This is a genomic window from Niallia sp. MER 6 (assembly GCF_023714395.1).
Lineage (GTDB): Bacteria > Bacillota > Bacilli > Bacillales > Cytobacillaceae > Niallia.
This window is the reverse complement of sequence record NZ_JAMAUK010000002.1, coordinates 327,286-343,900: the sequence shown is the minus strand read 5'-3', so window position 1 is coordinate 343,900 and position 16,615 is coordinate 327,286. Positions and strand designations below refer to the sequence as shown.

Sequence of the window (16,615 nt, the reverse complement as noted above, 5' to 3'; positions counted from 1 at the left end):
TTGCTGTATAGCTAAATGATTTCTTATGTTAAAATAATAGAAAATTGTAAATTTTCATTATAAAAGGGTAACCCTGCCCAATACATACATAACAGGAGGCACTATGCTAAATCACGATCCGCTTTACAATCCATATCCATCAAAAAGAAACACCATTTTTGCGAAGAAAGGAATGGTTGCAACATCCCAGCCCCTTGCTGCACAAGCAGGAATTGATATTCTAAAAAAAGGCGGGAATGCAGTAGATGCGGCAATAGCTACTGCAGCAGCCTTAACTGTCGTTGAACCTACTTCAAACGGCATTGGCGGGGACGCCTTTGCAATTGTTTGGATTAATAATAAGCTTCATGGCTTAAATGCCAGCGGCCCTGCTCCAAGTGCAATCTCGATTGATGCTGTGAAAGAGGCAGGTCATGAAAAGATGCCTAAGTATGGCTTAACTCCAGTAACGGTGCCTGGCGCACCTGCAGCTTGGGTTGAATTATCTAAGAAGTTCGGTAAGCTGCCATTAACAGAGGTGCTAAAACCGGCGATTGCTTATGCAGAAGAAGGCTATCCTGTATCGGCGACATTAGGCCACTTTTGGGAGAAAGCACATCAAGCATTTTCTAAAGCCTGTACAGATGATGTTTTTCAAAATTGGTTTGAAACCTTTGCCCCAAATGGCACACCGCCAAAAATCGGCGATATATGGAAGTCTGAGTATCACGGCAAAACACTGCGCGCTATCGCCGAGACGAATGGCGAGGCTTTCTACAAAGGGGAAATTGCTGATAAAATTGATGCATTTTCTAAAAAATACGGCGGCTATATTAGGAAGGAAGACTTGGCAGCTTATGCTCCTGAATGGGTCGACCCGATTTCTGTCCACTATAAAGGTTATGATGTTTGGGAAATACCACCTAACGGCCAAGGACTGATTGCCTTGATGGCGCTTAACACGCTGAAGGAGGATCAGTTCTCTGCAAAGGATGCAGTTGAAACATATCATCTTCAAATTGAAGCAATGAAGCTTGCTTTCACAGATGGTCTTAAATATATCACTGAGGAAGATAAAATGAGTGTTAAAACTGCAGAGCTTCTGTCTGATGAATATGCCAAGGCTAGACGCAGCCTTATTGGTGAAACGGCCATTGAGCCAATGCCAGGTAATCCGCCAAAAGGAGGAACAGTCTATTTAGCAGCAGCAGATGAAGAAGGCAATATGGTTTCCTTTATTCAAAGCAACTATATGGGATTTGGGTCTGGTGTAGTTGTGCCCGAAACAGGCATAGCCCTGCAGAACAGAGGCCATGGCTTCAGTCTTGATCCTGAGCATGATAATGCGCTCGTTCCTGGCAAAAAAACATATCATACAATTATTCCTGGATTTATCACAAAGGATAATGAAGCGGTCGGCCCATTTGGTGTAATGGGTGGCTTCATGCAGCCTCAAGGTCATCTGCAAGTAGCGATGAACTTGATTGACTTCTCTCTAAATCCGCAATCTGCATTGGATGCTCCACGCTGGCAGTGGGTGGAGAAAAAGGTCGTTCATATTGAGCCGTCCTTCCCTGAGCATATTGCTCACGCATTAGCAAGAAAAGGCCACGAAGTGCAATGGGCTCTTGATTCTGGTTCGTTCGGAAGAGGCCAGATTATTGTTCGTCAGAAAAACGGTGTTCTTGCAGGCGGAACAGAGTCGAGAACAGATGGCTGTGTAGCTTCTTGGTAAGGAAAAAGCTTCCTCTTATGGAAGCTTTTTTTATGTGAATCGCCTGTTTTTCATGTTCTTTTAATGTTTATTTGCTATTATCAAACATATTTTGACTAAGAAAGAGAGAATGATATGAAGAAAAAAATTCTGATAACAATCGGCTGTATCCTTGCCGTGCTTGTGTTAGGAATTGGCGGATATGCGGCTTATCTTTATCATTATGTGGAAAAAACGGCAGATAAGATGTACCAGCCAATCGATGATGAGGAGCAATCTGCGGCAAAGAAAAGGGAAGAAAATTTGTCCAACAGTAAGCCAATTTCGATTGCATTAATGGGTGTGGACGAAAGAGAAGGGGATGTAGGGCGCTCTGATACGCTTATGGTATTGACAGTCAACCCGCAAGCGAAAAAAATGCAGATAGTTAGCATCCCAAGGGACACAAAAACAGAAATTATCGGTGCAGATAAAACAACAAAAATCAATGCAGCTTATGCCTACGGCGGTGTGAAGATGGCTCTTGATACGGTAGAGAATTTCACTGGCATTGATATTGATTATTATGCACAAGTAAATATGGAAGCTTTAAGTGATCTTGTTGATGCAGTCGGTGGAATTACAGTCAATAATGAACTGGACTGGATTGATGAAGGCTACTATAAAAAAGGTTATCATTATGCAGAAGGCAACATCCAATTGGATGGTGCGAAGGCACTTGGATTTGTACGTATGCGCCATCTTGATCCAAACGGAGATTTCGGCAGAAATGAACGCCAGCGGAAGGTGCTGACAGCTATCATTGACAAGGCAGCAAGCATTTCTTCTGTCTCTAAGTTCGATGATATCTTAAATGTGCTTGGCAGCAATGTGAAAACAAACATGACTTTTGACGAAATGATGGATATTCAAAAGAACTATCGCAATGCAAGAAATAATATAGAACAGTATGAAGTTGCTGGAACAGGTGATACTTCCACTGGAACGTATTACTTGCTTGTTTCTGATGAGGAAAAGCAAAAGGTTCACGATATGCTTGCTGGTAACTTGGAATAAGAGCGGGAAACCGCTCTTTTTTTATACCTTCCAAGCATATTAATTTGAAGACTGAACTCCCCGTTAAAGGGCAATATAAGGCAGACTGAAGTATCATTGGTGTTATTATCCAATCCTGCTGTGAGCTTCTAGGCAGGGGATAGCCTGTGCAATCTGTTAAAATAGGATTGTATCTTATAAAACACATAAACCGAATTTAATGAAAATACATGCATCGGGTAACAGTTTTTTGGATTTAAAACCTCATCGAGTTTTTAAGATGAAAAGAGGTGTGCTTTAAGGAACGTAAATATGTGTACTTTAGCACAATGTTTTGGTAATCCAACAACTTAAATTGCCCGCATCCAAAAAGGAGGATTATATATGTTGTATATAAATGGAGAATGGTGTGAAGCGCTAGGCGGTGAAACATATCCTGTTCATAATCCGGCCACAGGAGAGCTGATTAAAGAAACAGCAAAAGGCGGAAAGGAAGATGCACAAATAGCTATTGGCGCTGCTAAAGAGGCGCTTAGTGCGTGGTCGAAGCTGACAGCAAAAGACAGGTATGTATATTTGAAAAAAGCGGCTGATTTACTTCGTGACCGTGTTGATTCATTAGCAAACACCATTACAACAGAGATGGGAAAACCTCTTGCAGAAAGCAGAGGAGAAGTGCAGCTTGCAGCAGAATACCTTGATTGGTATGCAGAGGAAGGAAAACGCATATATGGCGACACAGTTCCTTCCAGCTCTCCAACGAAGAGGATTCTTGTATTAAGGCAGCCAATTGGTGTCGTTGGCGCTATTACTCCTTGGAATTTTCCGATAGCGATGATACTAAGAAAGGTTGCCCCAGCTCTTGCAGCAGGCTGTACGGTAGTAATTAAACCGGCAGAGTCCACGCCGCTGACTGCCATTGAAGTCATGAAGGCTTTTCATGATGCTGGTTTGCCGAAAGGCGTATTAAATCTTGTTCACGGCATGCCGAAGGAAATTGGAGATGCGATGATGGAAAGCCCAGATGTTCGCAAGATAACATTTACTGGTTCAACTAAGGTAGGTAAAGAGCTTGCGAAGCGCGCGGCAGATACAATGAAAAAAATCTCGATGGAACTTGGCGGTCATGCTCCATTCCTTATCTTTGAAGATGCAGATTTGGAGAAGGCAGCAGACGGTGTGATTGCAAGTAAATTCCGCAATGCAGGCCAAACCTGTGTATGTACAAACCGTGTTTATGTACAGAAGAGCATCAGTGAAAAATTCGCTCAAATACTGACAGAGAAAATGACAGCACTGGTTGTTGGAAATGGGCTTGAGGACGGCATCACAATCGGGCCGCTCATCAATGAAAATGCGGTTAAAAAAACAGCTGAGCATGTTGAGGATTCTATCAAAAAAGGAGCGAAGCTGCTTACAGGCGGGAAAAAACCGGAAGGAGACCAATTCAAAAATGGTTTCTTCTATGAACCGACTATCCTAGCACATGCCACACATGATATGAAAATTGCTTCGGAAGAAACGTTTGGGCCGGTTGCTCCACTCTTTGATTTCGAAACAGAAGAGGAAGCAGTAGCATTAGCCAATAATACAGTCTATGGCCTTGCTGCTTATTTTTACACTAATGACGTTTCGCGAATCTTCCGCGTGTCTGAATCGTTGGAGTATGGCATCATTGGCATTAATGATCCGCTGCCAACAGTTGCACAAGCACCGTTTGGCGGCGTTAAGGAATCTGGTGTTGGCCGTGAAGGCGGTAAGTATGGAATTGAGGACTATTTAGAGTATAAATACTTGTCTCTTGAATTAAATATTTAAGTTTCAGGCTGATTACAAACAACTGCTTTAAGGTATTCACTCCTTCAAGCAGTTGTTTTTTTGTGGATACAGTTTAGCCTTTAACAAATACTAAGAAGGAGCAATGCTTAAATGACTTAGGAAAGGGTGAATATGGATGGGTGTAGAATGGAATCCAGCTCGAAGTGCACTTGTTATTGTCGATGTGCAAAACGACTACTGTCATAAAGAAGGAAGCTTGGCAAAGCAAGGCTTGGACGTCTCAATGGCGGAACAGATGATGCCAAATCTTCATAGAATGATACGTGCATGCAAGGAAAAGAACGTGCCGGTAATCTACATTCAGACAATTCATGAGGACAGTACAGACTCAAAGACTTGGGTAAAGCGATTAAAGGGTAAAAGCCAAACAGATCTTTGCCGCAAAGACACATGGGGTGCTGAATTCTTCCAATTAACTCCAGACGAAAAAGAGGATGTTATTGTGGTGAAGCATCGTTATAGTGCTTTTATCAACACAAGATTTGATTCTGTCCTCCGCGCCATGGAAATTGAAACATTGCTTATGGCAGGTGTCAGCACAAATATATGTGTGGAATCAACTGCCAGAGACGGCTTTATGCTTGATTATGATGTGCTTCTATTGTCTGATTGTACAGGCGCTTTCACCCGTGAAGCGTATGATATGTCATTAAAGACAATACACCAGTTTTTTGGTACTGTAACTAGCTCTGAAGAAATTCTGAAAAGCTTAGATGTAAAGGTGCCAGTAGGACAGGCGTAGTCTTTTTTGAAATGTTCAAGCATACAATAAAAATAAGCACGAAAAACCCACAAAGGAAATATCCTTTGTGGGTTAAAATAGTTTCAGATTTTAGATTTTGAATTGGTTCACAACTGTCATCAGTTCTTCAGCCATGCCAGCTAATACTTGTGCGGAAGCCTTGATTTCTTCCATTGAAGCTAATTGCTCCTCAGTCGATGAAGCAACTTCCTCTGTATTATTGCCATTTACTTTTGATAATGTGGCGATTTCATCAGCAGAGGCTGTTACTTCTTTTACATAAGAAGCGATGCGCTGAATCGTTTCTGCCACCGCGCTGATTTTAGGTGTAACCATTTTTGTGCTGTTCAAAATCTCACCAAATGTAGCAGCAGTTTCTGTTGAGATTTTCACACCATTTTCCGCTTGTGACTTCGCATCATTTAATAGTTCAACCGATTCAGCAGTATCCTTTTGAATGCCGCTCAACAGTCTGGAAATATCCTTTGCTGATACTTGTGATTGTTCTGCAAGCTTGCGCACTTCATCTGCAACAACAGCAAAGCCTTTGCCGTTCTCTCCGGCTCTGGCAGCTTCAATAGCCGCATTCAATGCAAGCAGGTTTGTCTGTTCAGCAATATTGCTGATAATATCAATAATCGAACCGATTTCCTTAGACCTTTCAGAAAGAGAAGCGATAACACTATTGGAACGATTTACAGACTGAAAGATGGATTCCATTTGAGCCAAGGAGCTGCTGATAGAATTTGAGCCCTTTTCTGCATTGCTAGAAGCTGTTTTGGAAAGCTCTGAGACAACATCTGTATCCTTCTCAATTTTAAGAATACCATTAAGGATGCCAGACAGAGAGCTGGAGTTATCGTTTGTTTTAGCAATTGTAATGTCTGTGCTGCTAGCAATCTGCTGAATGGAGGATGTGATGTTTTCCGCTGCCCGTGTTGACTGGTCGGCACTTGCATTCAGCTGTTCTGCACTTGAAGCAACATGGTCTGCATTGCTGGCAATTTTCGTAATCATGTCTTTTAAGCTGTCTTGCATTTGTGTAAATGATTCATTCAAGTGATAAATTTCATCTTTATTTTTAAGCAACAGCGGTTCTGTGTTTAAATCTCCGTCTGCGACTTGCTGCATTTTTCTTTGCAGCTTGCTGATTGGTTTTGTAATAAAGAGCGACTGGAACACACCTGCAGCAATAGCAATGACAGTTGCTGCAATGCTGACAATCAAGATGATAAGGGAACGGTTTTGCGCATCTTGTTGAGCTTCAGCTATTTTTGGTTCCATAATCTCGTTATTTAGCCATGTTATTAAGGAGGTGGTTCTGTCTAACATATTATTTGAAAGAGGTGTAATTGTTTCTAAGCCTTCAGCAATAGCTGCCTCTTTATTGGTGGACGGGCTTGACAGGCTGTTCATAACAGAGTTTGCATTTTGGAAGAATTCCTCATTCAGTTTTTGGATTTCATCGAGTCTGTCTTTTGTTTCTTTAAGTGTTGCGAGCTTTTTGCCTTTTTCAACAAGATTTTTAATATTGCTGTTTGCTCCATTTAGCTGGCTTTTAAATTCTGGTGTTTCATAAAGCATAAAGCCTCTGTAGCTTGCTACTTGCTGCGCTGTATTAGTTTTGATTTCATCACTGATAGTGCGCAGCTCAGCAACAGTGTTAATAAGATATTCAAAAGAATCTTCTGTTTTTTTGGAGCTGCTGTAAGAGTAATAGGAAGCAATGGTAAAAATGAGGGAAATGATAATAAAGCTTCCGATAAGTTTTTGTTTAATGCTGATGTTCATTACCTGTCCTTCTCCTTTAAGAAAAATAAGTTGTAGAAACGAAAACAAAGCACCGTATGTAAAGGGATAAAATTAGACCAAAAGGCGCTGTTCCTTTTCTTATGTGGGTTCTTTCTATATCGGCAAGAAAAATGGAATTTAAAGTATATTGATGAAAATACAAAAAACTTTTTTAATGCTTTAGTAGGAGTGATTTTTGCTTAAAGAGGGTATAGGGAAGGTAGAGAGGGGGAGTGGGCTAAGATGACTCGAGATATCACGCTCTACTACTTTGAGCCAAATGGCTTTATTCCTAATCATCCTACATTTCCAGTCCTGCATTATAAGCGGGTGTTAAAAAATAGTGAACATAATATAGGGAAGATATTCCAATCTCATAACTGGAGAAACAGCTGGGTGGATGGAGTTTTCTCATACCATCATTATCACAGTAATGCCCATGAGGTGCTTGGGATAATGAAGGGTTCTGCTTTGGTGCAAATTGGCGGGGAACAAGGGAGCAAGCTTGTTCTTCATGCAGGTGATGTTCTGCTGCTACCTGCTGGAACTGGCCATAAGAAGCTGTCCGGGACTCCGGATTTGCAAGTCATTGGTGCATATCCTAACGGACAGGATTATAATACAAGAAGGGATACGGAGGAGGATTACCGTGCTGCTATTGCAGAAATAGAAAACGCTCCATTTCCCGAAGAAGATCCCATATTTGGTAAGCGAGGACCGCTGATTGAAATATGGACGAAAACTAAGGAGTAAATACCTAAATTAGTAAAGGGAAAACGATGGCTTCTGCCCCGGATTGCCCTTTACATAAATACATATTTTAGGTAATGTTAAGACAGGTAAAAATATTAATTAAAGGTGGGAATCTGGCAATATGGTTTATCAAGATATAGTAGCAAAATGGGCTAGTTTTGAAGATTTAGAGCCAAATTTAAAAGCGCAATTGCTGGAATTGCAAAAATCTGAAAAACTGCTCGAGGATAGCTTTTACAAGCATTTAGAATTTGGCACTGGCGGAATGCGCGGCGAACTTGGCCCCGGCATCAACCGCATGAACATCTATACAGTGCGTAAAGCTGCCCAAGGATTGGGAAAATACATACTAGAACAAGGCAAAGAGGCGATGGAGCGCGGTGTGGCAGTAGCATATGACTCCCGTCACCAATCACCAGAATTTGCGTTGGAAGTTGCAAAAGTAGTGGGCAAGCTTGGTATCAAATCCTATGTATTCGAAGAGCTCCGCCCAACACCTGAGCTATCATTTGCAGTGCGCCACCTTAATACATTTGCTGGTGTCGTTATCACTGCAAGCCATAATCCGCCTGAATATAATGGCTTTAAAGCATATGGGGAAGATGGTGGGCAGCTGCCTCCGGAAGCCGCAGATGTGATTATTAAATATGTAAACGCAGTAGAAGATGAGCTTACAATCGAAGTGCTCGAAGAGTCTGAGCTATTAGAACAAGGCTTATTGACATATATCGGAGCTGACGTTGATGCAGCTTATGTGGAACAGCTGAAAACTATTCAGCTTAACAAGCTTCCAGAAGCGGAAGATTTGAAAATCGTCTTCACACCGCTGCACGGTACGGCGAATAAGCCTGTGCGCGCAGGACTACATGCATTTGGCTTCGGCAATGTAACAGTTGTTAAGGAGCAAGAGCTGCCAGATGCAAACTTCTCTACAGTAAAATCTCCAAACCCGGAAGAGCATGCTGCATTTGAAATTGCTATCCGTTATGGAAAAGAAATTGATGCAGATATTCTTTTAGGAACAGATCCAGATGCAGACCGCCTTGGTGTTGCTGTGAAGGACTTAACAGGAGAATATACAGTTCTTACTGGTAACCAATTAGGAGCGTTAATGCTTGAGTACTTGCTGTCAGAGAAAAAAGCAAAAGGTATTCTGCCTGAAAACGGTATTGTTATTAAAACAATCGTAACATCTGAAATTGGAAGAACAATTGCAGAAGCATATGGTATTCCAACATTAGATACATTGACTGGCTTCAAATTCATTGGAGAAAAAATCAAAGAATTTGAACAAACTAATCAGCATACTTTCCTATTTGGATATGAGGAAAGCTATGGTTACTTGATTGGTGATTTCGTACGCGATAAAGATGCTGTGCAGTCAGCAATCTTTGCGGCAGAAGTTGCGGCGTATTACAAAGCAAAAGGCATGACATTGTTTGAAGGCTTGCTTGCAATCTTTGAAAAATACGGCTTCTACCAAGAAGGACTTGAATCTCTAACTCTTAAAGGAAAAGATGGCGCGGAGCAAATCTCTTACATTATGGATACATTCCGTCAAGATCCTATTTCTGAAGTGAGCGGGCTGCAAGTTGTTGCAATCGAAGATTATCAGACAAGCAAACGTACGGAGAATGTGAAGGAAATCCTAATCGATCTTCCAAAATCCAATGTTATTAAATACTATTTAGAAGACGGCTCATGGTTCTGCCTGCGTCCATCAGGAACGGAACCAAAAGCTAAATTCTATTTCAGTGTTACCAGCTCTTCTCTTGAAGAAAGCCAAGGGAAGCTGGCTCAGCTGAAAGCTGGCGTTATGGATAAAGTCCAAGCAGTAATCGCATCTTACGAACAATAATAGAAGAAGCGGATAAAGCATTTATGCTTTATCCGTTTTTTTATATAAATTACCGAAAGATAAAATTTGCCCATAAAAACCTTTGATAATGTTAATTTTTCTAAAAGGAAACATGAGTTTTCTAACTGCTAACTTCTATTCCTATTAGGCTTACTGATTTTTCAATATTCTCCTCTTTTAGTATGATAAGCTTGCTAGGAAGAAAGGGGTGATCCATTGATAAATCAGGTCACATTAGTAGGGAGATTGACCCGTGATCCTGAACTGAAGCTAACACAAGGAGGTACTTCTGTCACTAATATTTTGCTTGCAGTTCAGCGAAACTATCGCAATCAAGCAGGTGAGTACGAAGCAGATTTCATTCCGTGCATTTTCTGGAACAAAGCAGCAGAAAATATCGTCCATTACTGCCGCAAAGGCTTTATGATAGCCTTAATCGGGAGAATCCAGACGAGAAACTATGAAAATGAAGAAGGAAAAAGAGTTTATGTGACGGAAGTGGTTGCAGAATATGTTCGGTTTTTGGAACCGAAAAATCAAGAGCAGCTCATTCCAACATGATGCCAAGACAATGAAGCGAAAAAGGAGGTGGCAAATGGATGAACAGCAGTGAAAATATGTCCGACTTGCTGTCCGCTTTAATTTCCATGCAAGCTAAAACACTAAAAAAAATGGAACAGCAAAATGTTCGGATTCGCCAATTAGAATATGTAATACAAGAGGAATTCTCCAAAACACAACGCTCCTTGCCTACACTCTAAAAAGCATATATTCCCAAAAAAGAAGTAGATTTCTCCCTCCCGTTTAAAGGTCGTTTTAAACAAAAACCTTCTTAAAGAGAATCAATCAAATCCCCATACCAACCCCAAATTTAAAGAGCGTCCAAAAAGAGACGCTCTTTTCTGTTATACAGATATAATGCTAAAGTAAATCTGTTCGTTTATTCTAAATTGTAAAAATCTTTATTGATAAGCACTAGAATTATATGGTAGATTAGTATGGTTGGTATTTAGTGAATCGAATTATATATAAAAATAGTAATTAACAGAACGGGAGGAATTTTATGAGAATATGGAAGGCAACCTTTGCCCAATTGCTCAGCCTCATTTTCTTGCTTGTGCTTGCTGCATTTCCTCTTGTTTTGTTCAGTGGGAACAGTGGAGAAATTGTATTTAATGTTTCTGGAGTTTTTGCCATCATAAAAGTTTTTTTCATAGGATTGTTTAGCGGAGATTCCTATTATTTTACCCAAGGAGATCGGTCTGTTTTTATCTTTACTGTTATCGGGGACAGTTTTGCCGATTCTTTTTATTATTTAATAATTGCCGGTATCAGTGTGCTTGCACTGACTTTTCTGCTCGGAATATGGTTTTGGAAGGTGAACGAACGCTTTTTTGGCAAGGTAATCAGCCTGCTAGGTATATTGCCTGATTTTATCCTTATATTGCTGCTGCAGCTGTTCGTAACCATTGTATATAAAAACTTTGGCATTAAGCTTGCTAAAGTGGCTTCCTTTGATTCGAATGATACAGCAGTTCTGCTGCCAATTATCACTTTGATTATTATTCCGCTGTTGTATGCCGTTAAAGCGTTAAATGAAAAAACAAAGGATGTGCTGACACAGGATTATATTCTTACAGCGATTGCTAAAGGGGTTAAGAAAAAGGATATTTACTTGTACCATGTTACAGCGAATGTGACCCCTTATTTAAAAGCAGATTTGCATAAAATTTTGGCAATTATGATCAGCAATTTATTCATTGTAGAATATATCTTTAATCTGAACGGAATAACGGCCTTGTTCTTTCAGACACAAGCTTATTTTGGCTATCAGTATAATTTGGTCATATTTTGCCTGGTAGCTTTGTTCTTGTTATATGGAGCAGTTTTTTTCCTGCTGTACATGCTTATTATTTTTATGGAAAGGATCTTGAAGTATGACTAAGAAATGGAATGTAAAGCTTGTCACAGGTCTGTTCCTATTAGCAGTGTTTGTGCTGATTGGTTTGTTCGGTTCTTATATTGCTCCATATCCTGCTGATTATAAGGTGAAGGTAGGATACATGGAGACAGATAATGGCAAAGAATTTGTTGCTCCGCCATTAGAACCATCAGAGCAATATTTATTTGGAACAGATAAATGGGGGAAGGATATATTATCCCTTATTCTTCATGGTGCTAAATATACAGTGTTTACGGTGTTAATTGTTGCTGCAGTCCGGCTTTTTGCAGGAGGAATTGCTGGTGTATTTGGCGGATTGGCTGCAAACGGAAGAAAAAGAAGCAAGCATGGACGAATAACACTATTAACAAGTATTCCGCCTGTTATCCTCATTTATTTCATTATGCTCGGAATCAATATAAACCCAAGTCTGTCAACATTCTCTCTTATTATGATACAAGGAGTGCTAATGGTAGCACTTGGGGTGCCAGGTGTGTATAATGTTGTTTATTCAAAAACAGCCGAAATAAAAGAAAATCTTTTTATTATGGCTTCCGTCACACTTGGCGGGAACAAAAGCCATATTTTAAAAAAACATATCCTGCCTATTTTAAAAGGGGATTTTATCATTCTGTATTTGAATGAAACCATTCAGGTGCTGCATTTAATGGGACAGTTGGCGATATTTAATTTGTTTTTTGGTGGAACTGTGTTTCAGCCTGATTTCTCTACTTATATCTCTATGACAAATGAATGGTCTGGGCTGATTGGGCAGTCTCGTGCGTTTCTATCTTATACACAGTGGATTCTTATCTATCCTTTACTAGCTTTTATGCTATTTCTATTTTCGTTCTATTTAATCTCCCAAGGCTTAAGTGAACAAAGCAGAAAAAGCCACCGGAAGAATCCCTATATCTAATAGTAGAAATGATAGTTTATCCTGATAGAAACAAGGGAAAAGAATCCTATAATAATTAGGAGGGAATACACCATGAAGAAAATTAGGAAGGCTATCATACCAGCAGCAGGACTTGGAACTAGATTTTTGCCTGCTACAAAAGCAATGCCAAAGGAAATGCTTCCTATCGTAGACAAGCCGACGATCCAGTACATAGTAGAGGAAGCGGTCGCTTCTGGAATTGAGGACATTATTATTGTCACTGGTAAAGGAAAAAGATCAATCGAGGATCATTTTGACAGTGCCAATGATTTGGAATGGAATCTTGAAGCAAAAGGCAAAGATGATTTGCTGAATAAAGTCCGCTTTGCCTCTAATTTGGCTGATATCCATTATATCCGTCAAAAGGAGCCTAAAGGGTTGGGGCATGCAGTTTGGTGTGCAAGGAATTTCATTGGGGATGAACCTTTTGCCGTGCTCCTTGGAGACGACATTGTGCAGAGTGATGTTCCATGCTTAAAGCAGCTGATTAATCAATTTGAGGAAACTCAGTCCTCCATCATTGGAGTTCAGCAAGTTCCAGAAGAAGAAACAGACCGATATGGCATTGTTGATCCTGGAGAGAAAGCAGGCAGAAGATATCAAGTGAAGAATTTCGTTGAGAAGCCGGAAAAAGGGACTGCGCCATCGAATTTGGCGATTTTAGGCAGATATATCCTGACACCGGAAATTTTTATGTTTTTAGAGAACCAAAAAACAGGTGCAGGCGGAGAAATTCAGTTGACTGACGCTATTCAGCAGCTGAATCAAATACAGCGCGTCTTTGCTTATGATTTTGAAGGAGACAGATATGATGTCGGTGAAAAGCTTGGCTTTGTAAAAACGACCATTGATTTTGCACTTCAGAATGAAGAAATTAAAGATGAGGTTTATAAGTTTTTACATGACAGGATAGAGAAAACGAAGGGTAATAAGGCAAATGTGGAGCAATATGGATAAGAAGCACAGATAACGTTCTTTACGGCAAACATTTCATTCTATGGAATGTTTGTCTTTATGTACATAAACTGTGCCATGCATGTTGCATATCCATAAGAGGTGTTTTTAAAAGATTGTTCAGAAAAGTAGTGTATACTATTTTAAATCTGGTTTTTGATTGGAAAGAAAAGCACTTACTTGTTTGCTAGTAAGTCCTAAGCGTTTGGCTTCAAGCACCAATTCAACCCACTCGCTATCTAGCTCTGCTGGATCTATCGTTTCTAGTTCTTTTACTGGTAACAAATTTAACACCGTAATAAAACCTCCTTATATTCTCATAAGGTGACCCAGCCATCATAGCAGTATGAGCTGCCTTAGATCTGTAGCTTTGCGTCCCATCTTTTCAGATGGTTTGCCTTTATCTTGGATAATTTGTTTTGTTGCTGTCTTAAGTTCAAGCATATTGCTAGTTTGAAAAGTCTTTTAAAAACACATGTATATTTTATCACTTTTTATTCACATATTAAAAGTTTTTAGTGAGGTAAAGTTTCGACAAAATCCAACAAAATGACTAGTTTCAGCAAAGAACCATGGGGATAATTGTAACATGCCTTAAATTTTTATATAATGAAGCTACACTATGCAAGGCAGGAGACATTACGAGATGGACAAGAAGTGGATGGGAAACATTGAGGTGAATGTTCTTCATACAAATGAAGCGATTGCCGCAATGACAGATAAATTAGAGGCATATGATAAAGCAAATGTATTTTTCCTGAACGATCATTGTTATAACTTAGCCCAGAAGGATAACGAATACTTAAACCTTCTTAACAGCAGTGAATTTTTGCTGAATGACGGAATCGGGATCGAAATTGGCGCTAAAATGTTTGGCTTTTCTTTTAAGGAGAACTTGAACGGCACAGACTTTATTCCGGCTTTGTTTAATAAGCTTAAAAGTCATAAAGATAGACAATATAATGTATATTTACTCGGAGCAAAGCCTGGTGTTGCTGAGGCGGCTCTGCATAGATTACAGCAGCAGTTCCCTCATTTGAACTTTGTTGGAGAACAGCACGGCTATTTTGATTCCGGCAGTGTAGCTGATGTTATTGCGGATATTAATGACAAGCAAACAGACATCCTTCTAGTAGGATTAGGAATGCCTATACAGGAAAAATGGATTGCTGAAAACAGGGAAAGGTTAAATTGCACGCTGGCATTTGCAGTCGGGGCATTTTTAGACTTTTCGTCAGGCAATGTTACAAGAGCCCCGGCTTTTTTTCGCAAGCTGCGTCTTGAATGGCTTTATCGAATGCTGAAAGAGCCGAAGAGATTATGGAAGCGTAACTTAGTCGGTCATGTGGAATTTTTTTATTATGTTTTAAAAAACAGAAAAAGAAAAATGCCGGCAGCTGGCTGACGAAAAAGGGGGGATGATGACATCCTTCCTTTTTTTCTAGGGAAATTCACACCTGTACAAAGTATGAAATAAGGAAAATTTGCCAATGAAAATTTTTTTCTAAATAGTCATGTGATAAAATGACAATATACGGGTATTAATAGATTGTGAGAAAAATTATGTATATAAAGGAGATTTAATATGATTCTAGTAGTAGGCGGAGCCGGCTATATCGGCAGTCATCTAGTAAAGGAACTAGTTGAAAAGGAAGAAGTCATCGTACTCGATAACCTGGCGACAGGCCATCAGGAATCTGTGGATGAAAGAGCAGTATTCATTAAAGGAGATTTAGGAAAAGAAGAAGATTTGGAGCCGATTTTTTCTAAATATCCAATTAAAGCAGTTATGCATTTTGCTGCGTTCAGCTTAGTCGGCGAATCGGTGCAAGACCCATATAAATACTATGAAAATAATGTTGCCAATACTTTAACATTGTTGAAGACAATGCTTAAATATAATGTTAAAAATTTCATTTTTTCATCAACAGCAGCTACATACGGTATTCCAGAAGATGAAATTATTTTAGAAAGCTCTAAAACATCCCCAATCAATCCTTATGGAAAATCAAAGCTGATGGTAGAACAAATCTTAGCTGATTTTCATGCAGCATACGGATTGAACTATGTGGTTCTTCGCTACTTTAATGCAGCAGGTGCCCATGAGTCAGGAGCTATCGGTGAACAGCATGATCCGGAAACACATTTGATTCCGATTATCCTGCAGCATTTATTAGGACAAAGAGAGTCTATTTCTGTTTTTGGAACAGATTATCCGACAGAAGATGGCACATGTATCCGTGACTATATCCATGTAACAGATTTAGCAGCTGCCCATATTAAAGCAGTGGAGGCTCTTTTAGATGGCAGCAAACAGGCGGAAACATATAATCTGGGAAATGGTGTTGGCTATTCCGTTAAAGAAGTCATTGAAACATGTGAAAAGGTGACAGGCAAACAAGCTAATGTTGTTTTGGCTGAAAGACGAGCAGGAGACCCTGCAAGACTCATTGCCTCATCAAGCAAAATCTATGAAGATCTTGGCTGGAAGGCAGAAAGAGGCTTAGAGACTATTACCGAAAGTGCTTGGGACTGGCATAAAAAAGCATGATGTTTGCTTTGGCGGAGGAATGCAGCTTGCATTTCTTCGCTTTTTTTACAGAATGAAACATATGGAAAAAGGAGCGATAATATGAAAGTCAACAAAGTGCATCATATAGCAATTATTTGCAGTGATTATCAAATTTCTAAATCATTTTATGTGGATATTTTAAAATTCAAACCAATTAGAGAAGTCTTTCGGGAAGAGCGTAATTCATATAAACTCGACCTTATGGTTAACGATGTTTATCAGCTAGAGCTATTCTCTTTTCCCAATCCGAAGAAAAGGCCGAGTTTTCCGGAAGCAGCAGGCTTGCGTCATATCGCATTTGAAGTGGATGACATTGCTGAAACAGTTTCCTATTTACAAAGTCAATCTATTGAAGTAGAAGATATTCGTGTAGATGAATTTACAGATAAAAAATTTACATTTTTTGCAGATCCAGATGGGCTGCCAATCGAAATTTATGAAAAGTGACAGCTTTCGCCCTTTTTATTTTCCGCCCTTAAATTTAGAAAGAATACTT

The 16,615-nt window shown here is 39.8% G+C and carries 16 protein-coding genes and 1 riboswitch; of the genes, 14 read left to right on the top strand and 2 right to left on the bottom strand.

Annotated features, from left to right (window positions below):
- Window positions 1-103 precede the first annotated feature (103 nt).
- The 4 genes from M3600_RS04200 (at window position 104) to M3600_RS04185 (ending at window position 5,309) form a co-directional block, all read left to right on the top strand.
- Complete coding sequence (locus M3600_RS04200; RefSeq protein WP_233315704.1) at window positions 104-1,714, top strand: gamma-glutamyltransferase family protein; 1,611 nt, start codon at window positions 104-106, stop codon at window positions 1,712-1,714.
- 114 nt (window positions 1,715-1,828) lie between these two features.
- On the top strand, window positions 1,829-2,749 hold the full coding sequence (locus M3600_RS04195; RefSeq protein WP_233315703.1) for an LCP family glycopolymer transferase: 921 nt from the start codon (window positions 1,829-1,831) through the stop codon (window positions 2,747-2,749).
- 366 nt (window positions 2,750-3,115) lie between these two features.
- A complete protein-coding gene (locus M3600_RS04190) occupies window positions 3,116-4,546 on the top strand; it encodes an NAD-dependent succinate-semialdehyde dehydrogenase (RefSeq protein WP_396953782.1) in 1,431 nt (476 codons plus the stop codon).
- A 136-nt stretch (window positions 4,547-4,682) separates the two neighbouring features.
- Entirely contained in the window at window positions 4,683-5,309 is a 627-nt protein-coding gene (locus tag M3600_RS04185; RefSeq protein WP_233315701.1) for a cysteine hydrolase family protein, read from the top strand.
- A gap of 90 nt (window positions 5,310-5,399) precedes the next feature.
- On the opposite strand, the gene M3600_RS04180 is transcribed toward M3600_RS04185, so the two are convergent.
- The gene (locus M3600_RS04180) at window positions 5,400-7,100 is read right to left on the bottom strand and encodes a methyl-accepting chemotaxis protein (RefSeq protein WP_233315700.1); all 1,701 of its coding nucleotides are present in this window, start codon (window positions 7,098-7,100) and stop codon (window positions 5,400-5,402) included.
- A 243-nt stretch (window positions 7,101-7,343) separates the two neighbouring features.
- Here M3600_RS04180 and M3600_RS04175 point away from each other — a divergent pair, with 243 nt between their 5' ends.
- The 7 genes from M3600_RS04175 to galU all read left to right on the top strand — a co-directional run bounded on the left by M3600_RS04175 (window position 7,344) and on the right by galU (window position 13,550).
- Complete coding sequence (locus M3600_RS04175) at window positions 7,344-7,853, top strand: cupin domain-containing protein (protein WP_237941936.1); 510 nt, start codon at window positions 7,344-7,346, stop codon at window positions 7,851-7,853.
- A gap of 121 nt (window positions 7,854-7,974) precedes the next feature.
- On the top strand, window positions 7,975-9,711 hold the full coding sequence (locus M3600_RS04170; RefSeq protein WP_233315698.1) for a phospho-sugar mutase: 1,737 nt from the start codon (window positions 7,975-7,977) through the stop codon (window positions 9,709-9,711).
- Between the two features lie 216 nt (window positions 9,712-9,927).
- Window positions 9,928-10,272 carry a single-stranded DNA-binding protein gene (locus tag M3600_RS04165; protein WP_233315697.1) on the top strand — a complete coding sequence of 115 codons (345 nt, stop codon included), beginning with the start codon at window positions 9,928-9,930 and terminating at the stop codon, window positions 10,270-10,272.
- A 38-nt stretch (window positions 10,273-10,310) separates the two neighbouring features.
- Window positions 10,311-10,472 carry a hypothetical protein gene (locus M3600_RS04160; RefSeq protein ID WP_233315696.1) on the top strand — a complete coding sequence of 54 codons (162 nt, stop codon included), beginning with the start codon at window positions 10,311-10,313 and terminating at the stop codon, window positions 10,470-10,472.
- Window positions 10,473-10,774: 302 nt separating this feature from the next.
- The gene (locus M3600_RS04155; protein WP_233315695.1) at window positions 10,775-11,656 is read left to right on the top strand and encodes an ABC transporter permease subunit; all 882 of its coding nucleotides are present in this window, start codon (window positions 10,775-10,777) and stop codon (window positions 11,654-11,656) included.
- On the top strand, window positions 11,649-12,572 hold the full coding sequence (locus M3600_RS04150; RefSeq protein ID WP_251644790.1) for an ABC transporter permease: 924 nt from the start codon (window positions 11,649-11,651) through the stop codon (window positions 12,570-12,572). Before M3600_RS04155 ends, M3600_RS04150 begins: the two co-directional genes overlap by 8 nt.
- A 72-nt stretch (window positions 12,573-12,644) precedes the next feature.
- On the top strand, window positions 12,645-13,550 hold the full coding sequence (galU, locus tag M3600_RS04145) for a UTP--glucose-1-phosphate uridylyltransferase GalU (protein WP_233315693.1): 906 nt from the start codon (window positions 12,645-12,647) through the stop codon (window positions 13,548-13,550).
- Window positions 13,551-13,685: 135 nt separating this feature from the next.
- Here galU and M3600_RS04140 read toward each other — a convergent pair whose 3' ends face one another.
- On the bottom strand, window positions 13,686-13,841 hold the full coding sequence (locus tag M3600_RS04140) for an anti-repressor SinI family protein (RefSeq protein ID WP_233315692.1): 156 nt from the start codon (window positions 13,839-13,841) through the stop codon (window positions 13,686-13,688).
- Between the two features lie 26 nt (window positions 13,842-13,867).
- Window positions 13,868-13,956, bottom strand: a riboswitch (cyclic di-GMP riboswitch).
- Window positions 13,957-14,193: 237 nt separating this feature from the next.
- Between M3600_RS04140 and M3600_RS04135 the strand changes: the two genes are divergently transcribed.
- The 3 genes from M3600_RS04135 to gloA2 all read left to right on the top strand — a co-directional run bounded on the left by M3600_RS04135 (window position 14,194) and on the right by gloA2 (window position 16,566).
- Window positions 14,194-14,952 carry a WecB/TagA/CpsF family glycosyltransferase gene (locus tag M3600_RS04135; protein WP_251644789.1) on the top strand — a complete coding sequence of 253 codons (759 nt, stop codon included), beginning with the start codon at window positions 14,194-14,196 and terminating at the stop codon, window positions 14,950-14,952.
- 180 nt (window positions 14,953-15,132) lie between these two features.
- A complete protein-coding gene (galE, locus tag M3600_RS04130) occupies window positions 15,133-16,098 on the top strand; it encodes a UDP-glucose 4-epimerase GalE (protein ID WP_251644788.1) in 966 nt (321 codons plus the stop codon).
- A gap of 81 nt (window positions 16,099-16,179) precedes the next feature.
- Window positions 16,180-16,566, top strand: coding sequence for an SMU1112c/YaeR family gloxylase I-like metalloprotein (gene gloA2 / locus M3600_RS04125; protein ID WP_233315689.1), 387 nt, complete (start codon window positions 16,180-16,182; stop codon window positions 16,564-16,566).
- The last annotated feature ends 49 nt before the right edge of the window (window positions 16,567-16,615 follow it).